The 18,413-nt window shown below is 33.8% G+C and carries 15 protein-coding genes and 1 pseudogene; all 16 read right to left on the reverse strand.

What is annotated here, in order from left to right:
• Positions 1-353, reverse strand: a pseudogene (locus tag ABHC48_RS17340) (glutamine--fructose-6-phosphate aminotransferase); the annotation flags it as partial.
• 41 nt (positions 354-394) lie between these two features.
• Positions 395-1,576, reverse strand: a complete 1,182-nt coding sequence (neuC, locus tag ABHC48_RS17345; RefSeq protein WP_187566191.1) for a UDP-N-acetylglucosamine 2-epimerase — start codon at positions 1,574-1,576, stop codon at positions 395-397.
• Positions 1,540-2,232 carry an acylneuraminate cytidylyltransferase family protein gene (locus ABHC48_RS17350; RefSeq protein WP_187566190.1) on the reverse strand — a complete coding sequence of 231 codons (693 nt, stop codon included), beginning with the start codon at positions 2,230-2,232 and terminating at the stop codon, positions 1,540-1,542. The genes neuC and ABHC48_RS17350 overlap by 37 nt, the downstream gene beginning before the upstream one ends.
• Positions 2,229-3,233 (reverse strand): GDSL-type esterase/lipase family protein, encoded by a 1,005-nt coding sequence (locus tag ABHC48_RS17355; RefSeq protein WP_187566189.1) that lies wholly within the window; start codon positions 3,231-3,233, stop codon positions 2,229-2,231. Before ABHC48_RS17355 ends, ABHC48_RS17350 begins: the two co-directional genes overlap by 4 nt.
• A gap of 1 nt (position 3,234) precedes the next feature.
• Positions 3,235-4,275: an N-acetylneuraminate synthase gene (neuB, locus tag ABHC48_RS17360; protein WP_187566188.1), complete on the reverse strand. Its 1,041-nt coding sequence runs from the start codon at positions 4,273-4,275 to the stop codon at positions 3,235-3,237.
• The gene (locus ABHC48_RS17365; protein WP_187566187.1) at positions 4,272-4,904 is read right to left on the reverse strand and encodes an acetyltransferase; all 633 of its coding nucleotides are present in this window, start codon (positions 4,902-4,904) and stop codon (positions 4,272-4,274) included. Before ABHC48_RS17365 ends, neuB begins: the two co-directional genes overlap by 4 nt.
• Positions 4,904-6,313 (reverse strand): oligosaccharide flippase family protein, encoded by a 1,410-nt coding sequence (locus tag ABHC48_RS17370; RefSeq protein ID WP_187566186.1) that lies wholly within the window; start codon positions 6,311-6,313, stop codon positions 4,904-4,906. Before ABHC48_RS17370 ends, ABHC48_RS17365 begins: the two co-directional genes overlap by 1 nt.
• Positions 6,314-6,315: 2 nt before the next feature.
• Positions 6,316-7,233 carry an alpha-1,2-fucosyltransferase gene (locus ABHC48_RS17375; protein ID WP_187566185.1) on the reverse strand — a complete coding sequence of 306 codons (918 nt, stop codon included), beginning with the start codon at positions 7,231-7,233 and terminating at the stop codon, positions 6,316-6,318.
• Positions 7,220-8,377 carry a hypothetical protein gene (locus ABHC48_RS17380; protein WP_195699154.1) on the reverse strand — a complete coding sequence of 386 codons (1,158 nt, stop codon included), beginning with the start codon at positions 8,375-8,377 and terminating at the stop codon, positions 7,220-7,222. Before ABHC48_RS17380 ends, ABHC48_RS17375 begins: the two co-directional genes overlap by 14 nt.
• A gap of 126 nt (positions 8,378-8,503) precedes the next feature.
• Positions 8,504-9,673 (reverse strand): O-antigen ligase family protein, encoded by a 1,170-nt coding sequence (locus ABHC48_RS17385; protein WP_187566183.1) that lies wholly within the window; start codon positions 9,671-9,673, stop codon positions 8,504-8,506.
• A gap of 8 nt (positions 9,674-9,681) precedes the next feature.
• On the reverse strand, positions 9,682-10,617 hold the full coding sequence (locus ABHC48_RS17390) for a glycosyltransferase (RefSeq protein WP_187566182.1): 936 nt from the start codon (positions 10,615-10,617) through the stop codon (positions 9,682-9,684).
• A 6-nt stretch (positions 10,618-10,623) separates the two neighbouring features.
• Positions 10,624-11,832, reverse strand: a complete 1,209-nt coding sequence (locus ABHC48_RS17395; RefSeq protein WP_187566181.1) for a CDP-glycerol glycerophosphotransferase family protein — start codon at positions 11,830-11,832, stop codon at positions 10,624-10,626.
• Position 11,833: 1 nt separating this feature from the next.
• On the reverse strand, positions 11,834-13,516 hold the full coding sequence (locus tag ABHC48_RS17400) for a sugar transferase (protein WP_272067065.1): 1,683 nt from the start codon (positions 13,514-13,516) through the stop codon (positions 11,834-11,836).
• 22 nt (positions 13,517-13,538) lie between these two features.
• Positions 13,539-14,813, reverse strand: a complete 1,275-nt coding sequence (locus ABHC48_RS17405; RefSeq protein WP_187566180.1) for an aminotransferase class I/II-fold pyridoxal phosphate-dependent enzyme — start codon at positions 14,811-14,813, stop codon at positions 13,539-13,541.
• 20 nt (positions 14,814-14,833) lie between these two features.
• Positions 14,834-16,900, reverse strand: coding sequence for a nucleoside-diphosphate sugar epimerase/dehydratase (locus tag ABHC48_RS17410; RefSeq protein ID WP_187566179.1), 2,067 nt, complete (start codon positions 16,898-16,900; stop codon positions 14,834-14,836).
• A gap of 259 nt (positions 16,901-17,159) precedes the next feature.
• Positions 17,160-18,344, reverse strand: coding sequence for a transposase (locus ABHC48_RS17415; protein ID WP_187566178.1), 1,185 nt, complete (start codon positions 18,342-18,344; stop codon positions 17,160-17,162).
• Positions 18,345-18,413: the final 69 nt, after the last annotated feature.

Below are 18,413 nucleotides of genomic sequence, written 5' to 3' on the forward strand. Positions count from 1 at the left end.
TTGCGAAGAAGCTTATTCTTCAGTTCCTGATAATTCTCAATGATACCATTGTGAACGCCGACCACATTTCCATCATCAGAGGTATGGGGATGGGCATTTGTCTCAGAAGGTTCGCCGTGGGTCGCCCAACGGGTGTGACCGATACCACAGGTACCAGCCAGAGCATGGCCATGATCGGTTTTCTCCGCCAACGCTTTTAGGCGGCCTTTCGCCTTTACAATTTTCGTCTTATTTTCCCCGTCACGAACGGCAAGACCGGCTGAGTCATAGCCGCGGTATTCCAGTTTCGATAAACCATCCAGAAGGATGGGCGCAGCCTGGGAATGGCCGGTGTAGGATACGATACCACACATAAAATTTGTTCTCTCCTCTATAGCTGTTTATTACCTATCATTTATTGAAGATCATAAAAAATTTTAGGTTCTTCAATATCTTTTTCAATTCTTTCTAATAATGTTTTTGTAGTATGATAATATAATTTTGCTGAATTATCTTTATAATATGGATTAATAGGTTTTATACTATTATAATATTTTAACACTTTATTAATCGAATTTTTAATTGATTCTATTGAGCACACTGCATCTATTACACTATTTCCTCGTACTCTTCCTTTTTGACGATCTCCGATATTAACAGTATATACCCCTAAACTTGGCGCCTCTATTATACCAGAAGAGGAGTTTCCAATAAGACAAATGCTGTTTTGCACTAAGTAATGATATGCATCCGTATGTAAATTTTCAAAATAACACGTATTATCAGTCTTTTCTACATAATCTTTTACAGTTTTTCTTATAATATTTGAATTGGTATCAGCATTTGTCCCCAAAAAGACAAAATAATAATCTGAAAATTCCTGCAAGGCATGTAATAAGGTGTTTATTTGATCTAGTGTACTTACATTAGTTAAAGTTTCCGGATGAAACAAAATAACAAAATATTCTTTTTTAGGTATAGACTCAATTTCTTTTGGAACATTTTCTTGTTCTATATAAAGACAATTCTCAGCTCCTAAAGCGCCTAAATAAAATACTCGGTCAGGGCTTTCTCCTAATTGAATGACTCTTTTTCTGTATTCTTCAGTTGCAGTAAAATGATATAAACTCATTTTGGTAATTGCATGACGAATAAATTCATCATAATTACCATATGTAGCTTCCCCACCGTGAATATGTAAAATAGGAATTCTATGCATTGCAGCAGCCGTAGCTATTGAAAGCATTTCATAACGATCGCCTAAAATAATTAGCAAATCAAACCGATTCACATCAAAATATCCGCCAAATTTATCCATAGTCTCTGCCATAGTATGAAGAACTGTTTTGTTAGAAGAAGAATCCAATTCTACCTCTATTTCAGCAGAAACCTCAAAACCATCTTTATAAATCAAATCTACCTGATGACCATATACATCACTTAAAAGTGCACCAGTTACTAAAATTTTCAAATCTATATCCTTGTCACCATTTAAAAGCGCAAGATATCTCCGCATTATCCCATAATCGGCTCTAGACCCTGTAACAAACGCAATTTTCCTCACAATTTCTCCCCTAACAATCTTTTTCTCATACACAAGCACGCAAACTCATAATCCAATTCATTATCAATATCAATTGAATCAAATTCATTCATAATATATGCCAAACTCTTTTCTCCAAAAAAATGTTTCTTCTGAAGATACTGATCTGGTTTTCCAATAAAAATAGCACCATTTGGACTATATTCTTTATAATCCTGACGTCTATAGTTTGAAAAATCTGTATCAAAATACTTAAGACTTCCATCCCCTTTTATTGGTTTTACTAACACAGAACCATGCTCGGCCTCTTTAACAGAAACCAAAAAATCATATTTGTCCATCTGCCTTTCAAACAAGTCAACTGCTTCTTGTATATGTTTTTCTGTTCTTAGAGGCGAAGTTGGCTGCAATAGAACAAAATAATTGATTTTACAATTAATTCTTGACAATAGATCTTCTATAACCATAAATGTCGTCGCTTTATCATTCGAAATTTTTTCACCTCTATACATGACCTCTGCTCCATATTTTTGAGCAAGTCTTCCATACTCTATAGAATCCGTCGATACAATAATTCTATCAAACAAATTACTTTTGCACGCCGCTTCAATCGTATACGCCATTAAAGGTTTTCCGCATACATCAATTATATTTTTATTTTTTAACCCTTTTGATCCAGACCTTGCTGGAATAATTGCTATTCTCTTCATAATTCATCTCCATCGCATTCCTCTAATGCACAATCTAAAATATCATATAACTTCTTGTATCCCGCTCCATTTAAATGTAATCCATCTGTCGTAAAATGATAATCAAGATTTCCAAATGAATCATTCATTTCTGCCGTATTAATCCACTTTGCATAATTTGGAAGAGACTTATGTAATTTCTTATTATATTGTGAAATTATAGTATTATTACGATCAATCCTCCCATTAATATGCAGCGTCTGAACAACATATATATGTGCATCCGTCTTATTATGAATTAATTCTAGTAAATCAATCATTCCATTAACAAGTTCACATATATTTGTACTTTTTTCCAAATCATTGATTCCTATCAGCACTAAAATTATTCCAGATGATAAATTGATACAATTTTTTTTTAAAATTTCATTTATATATTCCTTAATTGTAATTCCACTAATACCACAATTTCTTACAGAATACCCATGTAATGAAGTAATATTCCATTGATCCCATTGAGAGTGTCCAATCAAACATATTTCTTTCTTTTTTATCGGATTAAGAAGTATGCTCTGTTTATCATTAATTCTATTTATAATCATTTTTTTTAGCCAAACATTTTTATTTCGCTTTCTCCACAAAACTAATGTAAGCTCAAAATTATTTGAGCAATCAACTAGAACTAATTCTTCTGGGTTCTGAACAAACTGCATAATATTTATTTTTTTCAGTTCCTTTAAATCCACAAGATTTGCAATTTTCCTAATAGTTTCAGGCATAATATTAGCAGCTCTTCCATCAATTCTAATTCCAATCATGGGCATTTGTTTTGTTAGCTTAATTTTAACGCCAAAAAATTCTCTTACCAAATAATCAATGTATGAACTCTCAGTAACTACAATAACCTGATCAAAAACGCCACTTTCGAGTGCACTCTTAATAGGATACGCAATTACCGGTATTCCCCAAACACCTAATGATAAAAACTCTTCATCTACAGTACCATCAATAAAGCAATTCATTTTAGCATTCCTGCCATTCAAATCCACTTTGTTCAATTAACTCGTCAGTTCTAAAATCTTTTTCTGCTACTTTTCCTAAAATATCATACCATTTCATCGGACTAATTCCATTTCCAGGCCTTTTGCATGTAATATTTTCTTCAGTGAGAATTTCACCTTTAACTATATTTCTCGCTGCTACAATAGATTTTCTTGCAACAATCTTATTTTTTCGTTCAGATTCAGTAACTATCTTTTTAGAACTACCAGCCATGACTTCTATTCTTCTAACATTTTCAACTAAAGCCTTTAACTCTTCTGGCGTTGCAGAAGCTTTATGATCTGGTCCTGCAAAATTTTTATCTAATGTGAAATGTTTTTCAATCAATGAAACACCCAAAATCGCAGCTCCAACAGCAGCAACATATCCAACAGAATGGTCTGAAAATCCAATAGATACATTTGGAAACTGCTCTTTTAGATCATTAATCGCTAAAATATTCACATCCTTATCAGGAGTTGGATACTCTGTATTGCAATGAAGCAGAATAATATCATTTTCATTAGTTCCTGCTTCCACCAACACACCTATACATGTTTTTATTTCATCAATTGTAGCCATACCAGAAGACAAAATTATTTTTTTATTATCAATTTTGATAGCTCCTATTCTTTTCAAGTATGGAAGATTAGTAATTTCACCAGACGGAATTTTCCACAAACTTTGTCCTATTGAATTTAAAAAGTCTACAGAATCTAAATCAAACGGAGTTGAAAATACCACTAGTCCAAGACTTTCGGCATAAGCTTTTAACTCAATTAAATCATCATGTGACAATTCCAATTTTTTTGTCATTTCTAATTGAGATTCTACAGTTCCTGTAGTTTCTTTCTGATATTCTGCTTTTGGAGCATAACACGAAATCAGAGCATCTGCTTTAAATGTCTGAAATTTAACAGCATCTACACCGCATTCTTTTGCCTTTATAACCATCTCTCTTGCAAGATCCTTGCTTCCATTATGGTTACATCCAATTTCCGCAACTATGAATACATGCTTCATCCTAACATTGCCCCTTCCTTTATAACCTTAGCTGGTACACCTGCAACCGTAACGTGATTTCCAACATCATGAATAACAACAGCACCAGCGCCAACAGTGGACCAATTTCCAATTTTTAATTGTCCAATTGTTACTGAACAACTGCCAATAAAACTTCCCTCTCCAATGCAAACATCACCATTAATTACTGAATTGGTAGACAAATTAGCATGATCAGAAACTGTACAACCATGTTCAACCAATGCTCTTGTGTTTATAATACAGTCATCACCCACAATTGCTTTACTATTCACTACTGCAAACTTTCCGATAAAGCAACCTGTTCCCAAAATGGCTTTGGGTGAAACAATTGCTGTTCTATCAACTACATTAATAATTCGCAGTTTTCGTTCTTTCAATTTGTCATACCATTTTTTTCGTTTTTCATTATTTCCAATAGCAATAAAATAAACATAATGATTATTATTTGATAACTCATCTAAACTATGTGCTACTATTGGGTATCCCATATGTACCTTTTCATTTGTAAACTCATCAATGAATCCTACGATCTCATAATTATATATATCTACTGAGTCAAGAACAGATTTAGCATATCCCCCAGCACCAATTACAATTAATTTTTCCATTAAAATCCCCCCCTCTTTTTTCTATTAAAATATCCCTTTATTTCACTACTATTACGTAAAATAATAATAAATGTACCCCCATATATTCCAATAAATATGTATCTCAATATTGCATGAGAATATAATAATGTAATAATAACCATCGCAGCAATTCCCAATATTACAACTTCTCTCACAAACTTATAACTATACACGTTGTTTAATTTTATTCTTTTAACCAAAAACATATGAATTAATAATAAACATAAATATCCTACTAATGTAGTATATGCTGCAGCCAAATATCCAAATTTAGGGATAAATATCCAATTTAAAATAAAATTAATAACAGCTGCAGTTATACTAGCACAAGCCATTCCTATAGTTTTTTTCTTAAATTGTTCTACATTAACAAATAACGTATAAAGGAACTGACAAACACATCCCATAGAAACTGGTGTCATTACATATATAGCTTCCATATAACTTTTTCCACCAAAAAGTAATAAAATTTCCGGAGCAAAAAGCATTATTCCAATCGCCAAATAGAAAAAAGCACTTATATATTTCTTTGACACCACCTGTATTTCTTTCAATTTATTCTCAGATAACATTTCTCCTAGCCAAGGTGCAAATGCGCTATTCATGGAACCAATTAAAATTGTAATCATCGAACCACATGTATAGGCTAAGCTATATAATGCATTCTCTTCTGAACCACAAATATTCGTAATCATAATTCGATCCATTGAATTTAGTATTGTAAGTGACAATAAATGAGGAATATAAGGAACGCATATTGGTAACGCATATTTCCAATCGTCTAAATTTACCCTTTTTCCCTGCTTCCAAATATAAATATAAATAATAATTCCAATAAAAACAGTTGGAATAGCACTTCCTAATATTCTTCCAGACAATTTATTTTCAAAAAAAACAACCAGCACAACGGATAATAAAGCAGTCCCAACAGATACCACTGTACTAATTAAAACAGACATTTTATATTTGAAGTAATATCTTTCTCGTGCTTGAAACATATTAATTGCAGGTAAAAAAATCAAATACACTACCATACAATTAATATACTTTTTATCAACCCCACTGATTCTTTCAAAAAAATTTCCAAAATTCAAAAGTATAAACCAAAAAGCAGCAGATAAAGTACTTAATACCAATGATGAAAATATATATGAATCAAATCGATTTTCATAATCATATCTTGCACTTATAAATGTACTTTCTAAATTTAATGTAACAAATATCGTAAGTATACTTAACCAAGATGTATAATTATTGTACAATCCAAATTCTTCATGTGTTAATATTCTTGTAAAAATAGGTGTGGTTATAAATCCAATAGATTTTGTCGCAAAACTTGCAATCGTATACCATACCCCTGATTTCAATGCTTTAATGTTATTATTCATATTTACACCTTAATTTTAATCCACTTATTTTCAATAAGTTCAATTGGATTATCAACTTTCATCCATTTATCTGGACTGATTACAATTTTGTCTTTCGAACAGGACAAATATTGCGCCCACCAACTAAACGTGCTATTAGAAATAATAAAATGCTTACATTTTGACATGTAAAACATCTTTTCAGTAATACTTAAACCAGGAATTTCATATACTTTTTTCCCTTTAATATTCATATTTTTTTCTACCCATTCGACATCATCAGAAAAAATAATAAAACAAGGATTTGAAATTTTCTCGCAAGCAACATTTACTGAAGAATAAAAATATTGAGGGGTACAAATATATCTATCATTTGAGATTGTAGTATCATTTACAAAATCCTTTCTCCTTATAGATACACAAACAGAATTTTCATTTAAAATATAATTTAAAAACTCATTATCAATATTATCAGGTTTTGGGACTATCAAACTCTTATTCTTTTCATCCAATATATAATTATCAAAATAACGCCTATCTTCATAATATCCATTGATAAACTTATTTTTAAATGGACATTTAAATGCATATTCATAATAACCATTAGATAACCAATAAATCCCCATAAAATCTAAAAATGGCTGCCATTTTATTTCATACATGTATATTTTTTGGTATGAAGCATTTCTTGGTGTAAATAATCTATAAATAAGAACAACTAATAATTGTAATATATTCATGTTCTTAAAATAAGTAAATTTATCTTCAAGCAGAGAAAAAAAATCCACATTAAATTTCAGTATATCTTTACTCCAATTTTTTCTATTTACTTTATAGAAATCCAGAACAAGATTATCGTTATATTCCATTTCAAGCCTTTTACCAAAATAGTATTGAAAAAATTGATTACCTGCTCGGCCTTGTAATCTAGCATATATCATTTTTTATATTCCCTTCAACCATTTCTTTTATATATTCAATAAACGTGTCTCCTGATTCAATATTACATTTACTACATTGATCAACAACACAATTCGAAATATTCTTTATTACAGTAACGACATCTCTAAAATTCTCCGGAAAAAAAATACCCTTTTTATATCTTGACGCGTTAATGTATGTATTCTCCAATTTCACTCCCAACATATCATATAAATATATTACAACTGAATTACCTATTGCTAAAAAACTTTCTGTTGCAGATGAACATACACTAATTGCCGCTATGGGATGTAAAACATAGGATAATACTTCTGCCGGATACCATAACTTGTTTTCATATATTATTATATTTGATAAATTTGCAAGATTAACATACTTATTATCTGCATCTCGAGGATGTGGTTTCACAACAATAATATATTCAGATAATTCCGTTGCAATCTTTTTTAAAAAGGCAATTTGGTTACTTTCGTCAATTCCTAGCTCTGAAACAGGTTGTCCCAAAAAAAGTATTACTTTTTTGGATCTTATAGTTTTTTCTAATTCTTCCAAATATTCATTTTTATAAAGGAAAGAATTTATAAACTTTTTATCTTCAAACACATCTTGTTGTTGCAACAATTCCCTATTTCGAGTAATCCACTTTGGTAACAACTTAGGATCCTTTGATACAATAATATCAATATATCTATTCTTTCCTAATTGTTTTACTATTACACTTCCAAATAGAAATTTTTTTACATTTTTTTTTATAGTAACATTCTTCCTTTCTTCGTTATAAATCCCACACCCATCTTCGATCAAAGCAATTTTAGCATTATTATGTTTTTTACAAAATTCAATAACCTTAGCTGAGCAATTCGTCTGATCATTGAAACATACTACCAATTCAATATTTGTTAACAACACTTTAATATGGTTATTTTTTTTCCAAAAGAAATACCCTTCATTCAAATTTGAAAGTTTTGTTTTTTTCTCAGAATGAACCTTCACAATTTTTTTATCTTCAAACTCAACACCCTCATATTCTTTATCCGAGTCATTTATTATTATACTATTTATATTGTATTTTTTTAAAAATGTAGCATAATATAAACTATTAAATAGATGATACGGTGTTTGACAAATAAAAACTACTTTCACGTACCCCCATGCCTCCATATATATTTCATTACTAGTCTTTAAATCTAAATATTTTCATCAATGAAACAACAAGTGCCCTATTTTTATATCAATTTTTCTTAAAATAAAAAGGACAATGTTTAACCTTTACAATTTCTTTCGTTTTTCGAGATATGCTGATAAATTAATAAAAGTTAATATAAATATACAATTATACATATAACTTGTAGTTATAAATGGCTGAAAAATACAAATAACAAAATAAATACAAACAAGACAGCTCAATCCTAAGACTTCAACCTTATCATGAGTGGACCTTTTAATCTTCACTATAATTGGAACTACAACCCCCACCAAATAAACACATAATCCCAAAACTCCACATAACAAAAAAATTTCCAAAACAAAATTATGTGCAGCCATTACTCCATAAATTGTATCAATACTATTGTTTCCGGTTCCCCAAATAGGATTTAATGAAATAATCGCTCTACACCTTTCCCAAATTATACTCCTTGCCCCCAAATTATTTGAATTTGCATTTTGATAAAACTTAAAAACATTATTAACGTATTGAGAAAAATTTGCATTATCTTGAAGTAGGTTTTTAAATATTAAACCAGTTACCGCAATTCCTACTAAAAGTATTGGTAATACTTTTTTTCGATGCTTATACTTATTATTTCTTTTTCCGATTGAAATTAAATAAGCTATTATAAGAACACAGGAACAAATCACTACCATTGGTATAACAATTCTAGAGAAAGAAACTAATAATGTAGCTATAGATAAAATTCCAGAAATCCATTTTTTTTTGTCTCCAAAATTTTCAAACATAATTACATATAATAAAGTTACAAAATAGATTCCATTTATTCCCGCTAATAAATTAATCGATGCACCTAATATATAAATATAATTTCTATCATATGATGTTCCTAATACCTGGATTAAACTAATTGAATTAACTAAACTCATAAATATAGATAAAAAAGACATATATGCTTTAAAATCTATTTTTATATAATCCGAAAACAGCATAAGTAAACTACAGAAAAATAGTATACAATAGCAATTTAAAAACTCTTTTATTGAAAATGACCTTTGATGAGACAAATACACACTTTCTACTATAAAAAATAATATTATTACAAATGTATTTACTATATTTTCCTTATTAATGTGCCAATTTCCAAAAAGGATCATAGCCGTAATCATCAACAAACTAAATATAAGAATATAATATCTCCCGGAATATATAAGTAACGAAAATAATAATAAAAAAACAATTGGATTTTTACTAACCTTTATATTCATTTTTTTACCTACTTGTATAATCTACGATAAATATTGGGCATTATAGATGCAATCAAATTATCCCAAGCTACTTTTGAAAACATATAAGACAACAGATTTATTTTAGACAGCAATTCATTTTTTCCTTGAAGTAATTTTGATTTTTCTCGTTTCTCATAATAGTTTTCAATTGACTGGTAATTTTTTCTTCCCATATTTGAATCAATGTAATCAACAATATCTTCCTTTGTTATGTCTTCAACTCTCTCATAATTCTTTCGAAGAAAATTAGATACTAAACGTTGATATGATTTATTTGAATTTGAAATACTAAATTGATTTACCCTATATTTCAATAAAACATCCTTAACATTTCCCATTTTAATTTCTTTTTTTCTGGAACGAAGTAAAAAATCATAATCCTCACAAGAATAAAAATCACGATACAAACCGACACGATTAAAAACATCACGTCTTATTAACCATGTAGGATGTGCTATAACTGACGTATACATAATTGATTTATTAATGGCTTTTGTAGATGTTGGATAGTTAGAGAAATCTAATATTTTATTCTCTGTAAATCTTACAATATTACAACCAATCAAATCCAAATCTCTCCTCAATAACTCTCCGAGTTGCACTTCAAGCCTATTCGAGTAAGATATATCATCAGCATCCATCCTTGCAATTAAATCATACTTGGCCATTTTTATAGCTTTATTTAAACTTAATGGCAAACCCAAATTTTTTTCATTAATAATAAACTTAATGCGCTTATCTTCTTTACAGCATTTTTCAATATAATCAATCAAATTATAATTCATGGGATTGTCTAAGATGACCAATATTTCAATATCTGAAAATGATTGTTTTTGAATAGAATTTAACGCCTCTGAAACCATTTCAACCGATTCATTATATATTGGCAAAACAACACTTATCTTATGTCGTATATCTTCCATTAGCTATTATTTCCTTTCCATATTTTGTATTGCCTCATATACACGTCTTGAATTATTTACATCCCAATATTTAAATGTAGCTTTATGTTCATCAATAAAGTTTTGATCTACTTCAAAATTTCTTTTTGCATATTCTTCAATTTTATTGCATACATCCAAATATTTTTTATAACTATTTCCAAAAGAAGTATTATGATAATCAAAATATCCTTCATCATATTGATATTTTCTATACTTTTCTTCATCAAATTGATAAAATATTACAGGTTTTTTCATATAAACCATATCAAAAAAAACACTAGAATAATCTGTAACAAGCATAGCTGAACTTTTTAGCAATTCTTGTATATCAAATTTTCTCCAATCAGCAACCGTAATATATTGTCCTACCTTATCAAATACCTCTATATATTGTTGCATATTTCTATGAGGATAAAAAATCACTTCCAGCTTGTATTTATTTATTATATCTTTTAAATCACTACTTGATAAAAGCTCCAACCAACAATTTAAATATTCTGAATTCTCAATTTTTGAATCAACATTGGCATTTCTTTTTGATTTTAAATTGAACCAATATCTCCACGTAGGCATAATAACAATTTTCTTCTTATTCACTTCAATGTTATGCAAAGAATCAAATCTAGGCATTCCAGTCAAAACTACAGTTTCACTAGGATATCCAAAATTCTTTTTTATGTACTCATACTCTGGAAGTGTAGATGTAATAAATAAATCAATTTTTGATCTATCTCTATACAACCATCTAACATTATTTATTGTAATGCCATGTTGCAAAAAAATATTTTTTGTTTTAAATATACCATTGAGTTCCATAAAAGAACATAATGCTGCATTTGGTTTTCCACCTTTTTGTGAACTAATATTATACTTACATGTAAAATAAATAAGCCAATGTTTTATACTTCCATATTCAACGCACTTTCCAACCTTAGATACTTTCAAATAATCAACAGATTTTTTTCTTATTGCATAAACAGTCTGAATTTCAGGATGCTCTTTTCTCATATAACCAAAGAAATTGTATCCATTATCTCTAGCTTCCCCAGGCTCTTCACATATCAACCATGTGTTTTCATATTTTCTTTTAAAAAAAACACTTGCCGCGCCTGCCGCTATCATAGGAAAAACTGAAACAATGTCTTTTATTTTTACATCTTTTAACCTACTAATTAAGTATTTGAAACTAATCATTCTATTTCTCCCGTTTTCTCGCAAAACATTTAAACACAATTGACCTTAACCAATTAGGCATAAAAACTTGTAAAATAGCCCTTTCAATAACATTAATACTATATCGAAAGTACCCTATCATTTTCTCTTCTAACATTAATTTTTGAATTTTTCGCTCGCTTACAAAATACTTTATTCCCCCTCGTCTCTGGTACAAATCACGGCTAGTTCTTACATTAACCAATACATCTGCAAGATTAGCAAATTTTTCATTTTCTAACGCCATCCTTATCCAAAGAAAGTAGTCCTCATTCCAATACCAATCTTGATAATTTCCAGCCTTTAAAACTTCAGTTTTTCTAAACATCACCGTCATATGATTGAAAGGACAACGTCTACGCATAAACTTTTTTATTTCTTTATCAGAAAGCGGAACTTCTCTTTTTCCAACTATATTATTAGGGACATCAATAAATTCTGCAATCTGTCCTCCGACAATTGAACAATCAAGATTAGCATTTAAATAATTTAACTGCTTTTCACAACGCTCTTTATTCGCAATATCATCAGTATCCATTCGCGCAATAAGTTCATTTCGTGCGACAATTAATCCTTTTTGGAGTGCAATCCCTAACCCCATATTTTTTTCATTTACTACGCTTGTAATCAACCTCGGATATTTCACTTTAAATCGTCTAATAACTGAATATAAATCTTCATTAAGCGGTCCATCTTCGACAAGAACAATTTCATCCGGTGGAAGAGTTTGCATTACCATGCTATTAATTGCTTTCTCGAAATATTCCGCATTTTCATTTGCATACACTGACATTAAGACACTATATCTATCCGTAACAACTCCTATATTTTTTTGTTGTCCAATAATAACTTGTGCTTTTTTATTTTTAACTACAAAATCCTTTTCGGTTACTCTCCCATTTTTTAAAAGATAAACACCTAAATCCTCAGCAGTCTCCATATTATCTTGTGTAATTCCTTCGTGTTTAAAAATTGCCGTTTTAATTGTCAGCATAATAATTCGTATATCCTGAAAAAAGCTTATATTCTCTACATACTGTAAATCCCACTTAAATTTCTCCTCCCAGCTAATTGCATTTCTTCCTTTTACCTGCGCCAAGCCACTTAAGCCAGGTTTTACAGTATGTCTTTTTCTTTCCTCTTTTGACATAAAAACTAAATCACGAACTAATTGTGGCCGTGGACCAATTACTGACATAGTCCCATTTAAAATATTAAAAGCTTCTGGGAGCTCATCTAAACTAGTATTCCGAAGCCACTTTCCAAATTTCGTCATTCTAATGTCATCAGGAAGCAAATTCCCGTCTTTGTCAGTTGCATTTGTCATTGTTCGAAATTTATACATTTTAAATATATTTTCTTTTCCGTCTTCAGCAATTAATCCAGGACGATCCTGCGTAAATAACACCGGACTACCCAATTTTGTTTTAACTAATATTGCTATTATTATATAAAGCGGGCTAAAACATATAATTGCACAGCTAGCACAAATTATATCTAATACTCGCTTAATATATTTTTCATAAAATCCCATCTTTCGAACAACAATAGGCTTCATCATTTCCGCTTTATATGCGGTTTGTTTAGCTCGTTTTTTCAATATGCTAACCGCAATAACTATAATAACAACAAAGATTCCAATATATTTAATTATATTCTCTAACACACACTTTTCCTCTAATTAAATATCATTTTTCAAAACAAGCTCTAATTACAGTGATAATCTCATGCTGCTGCTCTAACGTCATCTTATTATCGCTTGGTAAACAAAGCCCCCTAGCAAAAATATCCATTCCAATATCAATCGGTTTTCCATCCACTTTGTTCAGCATTCCGCCAACAATATAAGCATTTGTCTTTGCTCTACCATTTCCTTCTCTTGTCACAAAACCATTCATTCTGTAAATTGGCTGCATATGCATCGGTTTCCAAATTGGACGACCTTCTGCATTAATACTGCTAATTGCATTTAGAATCTCTGTTGGACAGCTTTTTCCCTCTTCTGGTGTGTAAAGTACATCACATTCTCCCCTGACCTGTTTACACATTGCACCTTCATCAATAATCATGCAGGATAACCAGAAATTAGGTTCACTGTTATTTTCATCATATGGATTCATTTTTACTGGAAGGCCATTGAATCCTTCTTTATATCTTTCATAAATTGCTTTTTTCTGTGCAATATGATCTTCCAGATGAGGGAACTGATTTCTAACTACACCAGCGATTACATTACTCATTCTATAGTTATAGCCAAGTTCTTCATGCTGATACCAAGGTGCATTTTCTCTTGCCTGAGTAGACCATTTACGAACTTTATTAGCTGCCTCTTCATCGTCAGTAAGGAGCATTCCGCCTGAAGAACCAGTAATAATTTTATTTCCATTAAAGGAAATTGCATTATATTTGCCAAATGTTCCGGTCTGCACTCCTTTGTAAGTTGCACCAAGGGATTCTGCTGCATCTTCGATAATTGTTGCACCATGTTTTTCACAGATTGCTTTAATCTCATCCACTTTTCCCGGAGTTCCGTAAAGATGAGCTACTACTACAACTTTTACTTCTGGATAAATTTCAAATGCCTTCTCTAAGGCAACAGGATCCATATTCCAGGTATCATACTCAGTATCAATAAATACTGGTACTCCGCCTTCATATACAACTGGATTAACAGTAGCATCAAATGTCATATCTGAACAAAAGACTTTATCACCAGATTTTACACCTGCAAGTTTCACAGCCATATGAAGTGCCGCGGTTCCCGCAGACAACGCCACTGCGTATTTACAGCCAACTTTTTCACAGGCTAAGCGTTCTACCTCATTAATATTTGCACCAACAGTGGACATCCAGTTTGCCTCATATGCTTCCATTACATATTTCATACTGTCTGGATACATTGTCGGACTGCTCAACCAGACTTTAGATTCGAAAGGTTGAAAATTGTTTTTGTTGCTAAACATGATATTTTCCTCTTTTCCTGTTAATTATTTCCTGTTGCTTTATTAAATAATTTCTTGTATGTCTCCCCATGCAGTTTCAAATCATCCTTCGCCGCATGATAAGTCGGTACAATCTCTTCCACATAACTTCTGATATCCGGATCATTTCCATAAGCCACAACAGCCAGATTTTCAAGCTGATATAAAAATTCATCTGTATCAAACGGAATCGGTTTACCAATATGAATCAGATCATTATCTGTCTTAGTCAGACCTTCCTCAGCCATCAGCTTTTCTTCATAAAGCTTTTCGCCGGGTCTAAGTCCTGTATACTCCACTTTAATATCCACATCCGGTGTCAGTCCTGACATCTTGATCAGGTTTCTTGCCAGTGTATCAATCTTCACCGGAGCTCCCATATCCAGCACAAAGATCTCTCCGCCCTTGGCATAGGTTCCAGCCTGAAGCACCAGACTTACTGCCTCCGGAATGGTCATAAAGTAACGAATAATATCCGGATGGGTAACCGTCACCGGACCGCCTTTGGCAATCTGTTTCTTAAACAGCGGAATAACAGATCCATTACTTCCCAGCACATTTCCGAAGCGCACTGCCACAAACTCAGTCCTGTATTTTCTTTCGCCATTTGCTCCTGGATTTTCACAAGTCGCTGCCACCTGGGCAAGTACTTCCTCACTGTCCTCATAATGACTTCCCAGCAATGGAAGCAGATCTTCTCTTCCGGTTCTGCTGATCTTATCCATGGTCTGGATAACCATCTCGCAGAGACGCTTGCTGGCTCCCATAATGTTGGTTGGATTAACAGCTTTATCTGTACTGATCAGTACGAAACGCTGACATCCATTTTTCAGAGCTGCATGAGCTGTTTTATAAGTTCCCATCACATTGTTCTTGATTGCCTCACATGGGCTTGTCTCCATAAGTGGTACATGCTTATGTGCAGCTGCATGATAAACAATGTCTGGCTTGTACGTTTCAAATACATTGTTGATTTTTCTGGTATCACGCACGGAACCGATCAGCACCACCAGATCCAGATGTGGATATCTGGATCGAAGCTCCTGTTCGATGTCGTATGCATTATTCTCATATACATCGAAGATTACCAGTCGCTTCGGCGCATGGGCTGCGATCTGGCGGCAAAGCTCACTTCCGATAGAGCCGCCACCACCAGTTACCAGAATGGTTTTTCCACTGATGTAGCGGAAAATCTCTTCCATATTTACCTTAATAGGGTCTCTTCCAAGAAGGTCTTCCACTGCCACGTCTTTCATTTTGCTAAGAGACACTTCTCCGGTGACAAACTGGTACACACCTGGAAGAATTTTCATTTCACATTTTGTTTCTTTACAGATATTCAGGATATCTCTTCGCTCAGCTGCACTTGCGCTTGGAATGGCCAGAAGTATCTGGTCGATTTTATATTTCTTTACACTTGCGAGGATGTCATCACGACCGCCTACAATGGGCACACTCTCCATATAACGTCCCCATTTGTTCGGATTATCGTCAATAATACAGCAGACCTTTCCCTTTGGCTCTTTGGCACGTTCCACGTCGCGGAGAATAATCTGTCCTGCCTGGCCGGCACCGATCAGCATAATGTGATGCAGCGGACCTTCCTCTTCCTTCTGTTTCCGTGTTCTTTCGAGAAGAACAAATCGATATGAAAAACGGATTCCTGTAATCATGCAAAATTGAATAATGGTTCCGAAGAGATAATAGGACATTGGCATTCTCTGAATGACAAATGTGATTCCAATTATCTGGAACAGGAATGTAATTACAGTAGATAAGCAAATTCTTAACAGCTCACTGTAGCTTGCGAAGCGCCATACGCTGTTATAGAGACGCAATGCCCAAAAGACAAAAACAGAGAATACTGTATACCATGGTGCAAATTTCAGATAGGCAGACAAATATTCTCCGGGTATTGCGGAGTATGTACAATCAAAGCGGAACCACAGTCCGAGAAAGTATGCGGCGTTTACGGCGATCACATCATAAATCATTAGGTAAAGTGCGATTACCTGCCAATGCTCCAACTTTCTTTTTTTGCGTTCGGTTTTTTGTTTTTTCGTTGTCATTTCTTAATCATATGGACGGAGTTACCCCCCCCAGTCCCTTCCTCCCATTTTTTCATAACTTTGACCACTTACCAGATAGCTTTCTGTCTGGTGCTTCGGCGACTCCCAGGATATCTTGGGGAAGTCCGGAACCCGCACCGGCGGTGGTCTGCCGAAAAGCCTGCGTCACTGGCGCAGCCTCTTTGCCCGGTTACCCGGTTTTATAGATAAGAGCGTTCGTAACGCTGCTTATTATCATTTTTATCTTTGTTGTCAATAATTATTTTGTTCTATTACTGCGAAAAAAACTGTCCTGGCATTTCCTGCCAAGATTTCTGGCGTCATTCAGGAAGCGGTTTCCCTGATGACCATTTTCACAGAGGAATTCATTTCCCTTCCGGCGAACCTTGCCGCCGCAGATGGCGCATTTGTCCTTCAGTCCGTCTGTTCTGGTTTCCAGCACCAGAATTCCTTCTGCCCAGGCTTTGTACTGCAGGTTGGTCCGGATCTTGCTGCTTAAGTGAAGCGGGGAAAAATTGCCGCTTTTTACCATTGCCATCCGGGTGAAGTTCCGGTCGTAATCGGGGAGGACAATGATTCCTGCCTGATTCTCTTTGCAGAAGTTCAGGATCTCACGGCTGACCTGATGGGCGTAGTGCTCGGACAGGTTCTTCAGGTGCATGTAGTACTTCCGGTTGGGCTGGGGACTATTGTCTCCCACTGTGTTTGGTCTGGATTTCTGTATTCTGGTCTCCAGCAGCTTGCAGCGGTGGCGGTACGCATCTCCGCCCCGGCAGGTGTGTACAGCCAGCTGATTTCCCTGCTCATCCAGAATGCAGCACACTGCGAAGGTGTCTGTGTTTGTAAAGCGGACACTGCACAGGCTCGTGCCTTCTGCCATTCGTTCTTTGGCAGTGCGGGCGTCGCTGTTCTCCTGTTTCACCGGGATATTCAGCAGGTAGCGCCTGCCCTCTTTTACCAGGGTGGGCGACATCAGCTGACCATCTTGGGGAAAGGGGCGTCCTTTCAGCTTGCAGTCTGTCCAGATCCATTTCTCACCGTTCCACAGCTTCAGGCAGATGGATCTGTCGGTGAGGTCGGAATACATTCCTTTGAAAAAAGTAACCTTGGCTTCCAGCTTCTCAGGGAATCCGGACTGAAGTTCCTGGGTGCTTTTCACTGTGGCAGATGCTTTGTTGATGGCAGCACGTCTCAGGTAGACAGGTACTTTCCCCATTGGTAAGGGATTGGTGGGCTGTCTGCCGTCCCGACCGGCCAGGGTCAGGAGCTCCAGGCTGCGCTGGATGTCGAAGAGGCTGCTGTTCCACAGTTCTTCATGCTGTCTCAGAAGGTGGTAGTAAAACTCCACCACGTTCTGAAAATATTCTTCTGTTCTGTCCAGCCATATAGGCTCCGGACATACCAGGCGCATGCGCCAGGTTCGGATGCTGTATCCTGTTTTCATAAATTTTGTCTGTGATTTCTGCTGGTTTCTTTCGTAATATTTCAGTAATGCGACGGTTATCCAGGCAGT

The sequence above is a fragment of the Ruminococcus sp. 1001136sp1 genome (assembly GCF_039841815.1).
Lineage (GTDB): Bacteria > Bacillota > Clostridia > Lachnospirales > Lachnospiraceae > Blautia_A > Blautia_A faecis.

Excerpts from the sequence above, each read along its gene's own strand:
- ABHC48_RS17405 (WP_187566180.1), bottom strand. The coding sequence starts at position 14,813 with ATGTTTAGCAACAAAAACAATTTTCAACCTTTCGAATCTAAAGTCTGG.
- neuB (WP_187566188.1), bottom strand. The coding sequence starts at position 4,275 with ATGAAGCATGTATTCATAGTTGCGGAAATTGGATGTAACCATAATGGA.
- ABHC48_RS17370 (WP_187566186.1), bottom strand. The coding sequence starts at position 6,313 with ATGAATAATAACATTAAAGCATTGAAATCAGGGGTATGGTATACGATT.
- ABHC48_RS17390 (WP_187566182.1), bottom strand. The coding sequence starts at position 10,617 with ATGGAAGATATACGACATAAGATAAGTGTTGTTTTGCCAATATATAAT.
- ABHC48_RS17385 (WP_187566183.1), bottom strand. The coding sequence starts at position 9,673 with ATGAATATAAAGGTTAGTAAAAATCCAATTGTTTTTTTATTATTATTT.
- ABHC48_RS17365 (WP_187566187.1), bottom strand. The coding sequence starts at position 4,904 with ATGGAAAAATTAATTGTAATTGGTGCTGGGGGATATGCTAAATCTGTT.
- ABHC48_RS17415 (WP_187566178.1), bottom strand. The coding sequence starts at position 18,344 with ATGAAAACAGGATACAGCATCCGAACCTGGCGCATGCGCCTGGTATGT.
- ABHC48_RS17350 (WP_187566190.1), bottom strand. The coding sequence starts at position 2,232 with ATGAAGAGAATAGCAATTATTCCAGCAAGGTCTGGATCAAAAGGGTTA.
- ABHC48_RS17375 (WP_187566185.1), bottom strand. The coding sequence starts at position 7,233 with ATGATATATGCTAGATTACAAGGCCGAGCAGGTAATCAATTTTTTCAA.
- ABHC48_RS17395 (WP_187566181.1), bottom strand. The coding sequence starts at position 11,832 with ATGATTAGTTTCAAATACTTAATTAGTAGGTTAAAAGATGTAAAAATA.
- ABHC48_RS17355 (WP_187566189.1), bottom strand. The coding sequence starts at position 3,233 with ATGAATTGCTTTATTGATGGTACTGTAGATGAAGAGTTTTTATCATTA.
- ABHC48_RS17410 (WP_187566179.1), bottom strand. The coding sequence starts at position 16,900 with ATGACAACGAAAAAACAAAAAACCGAACGCAAAAAAAGAAAGTTGGAG.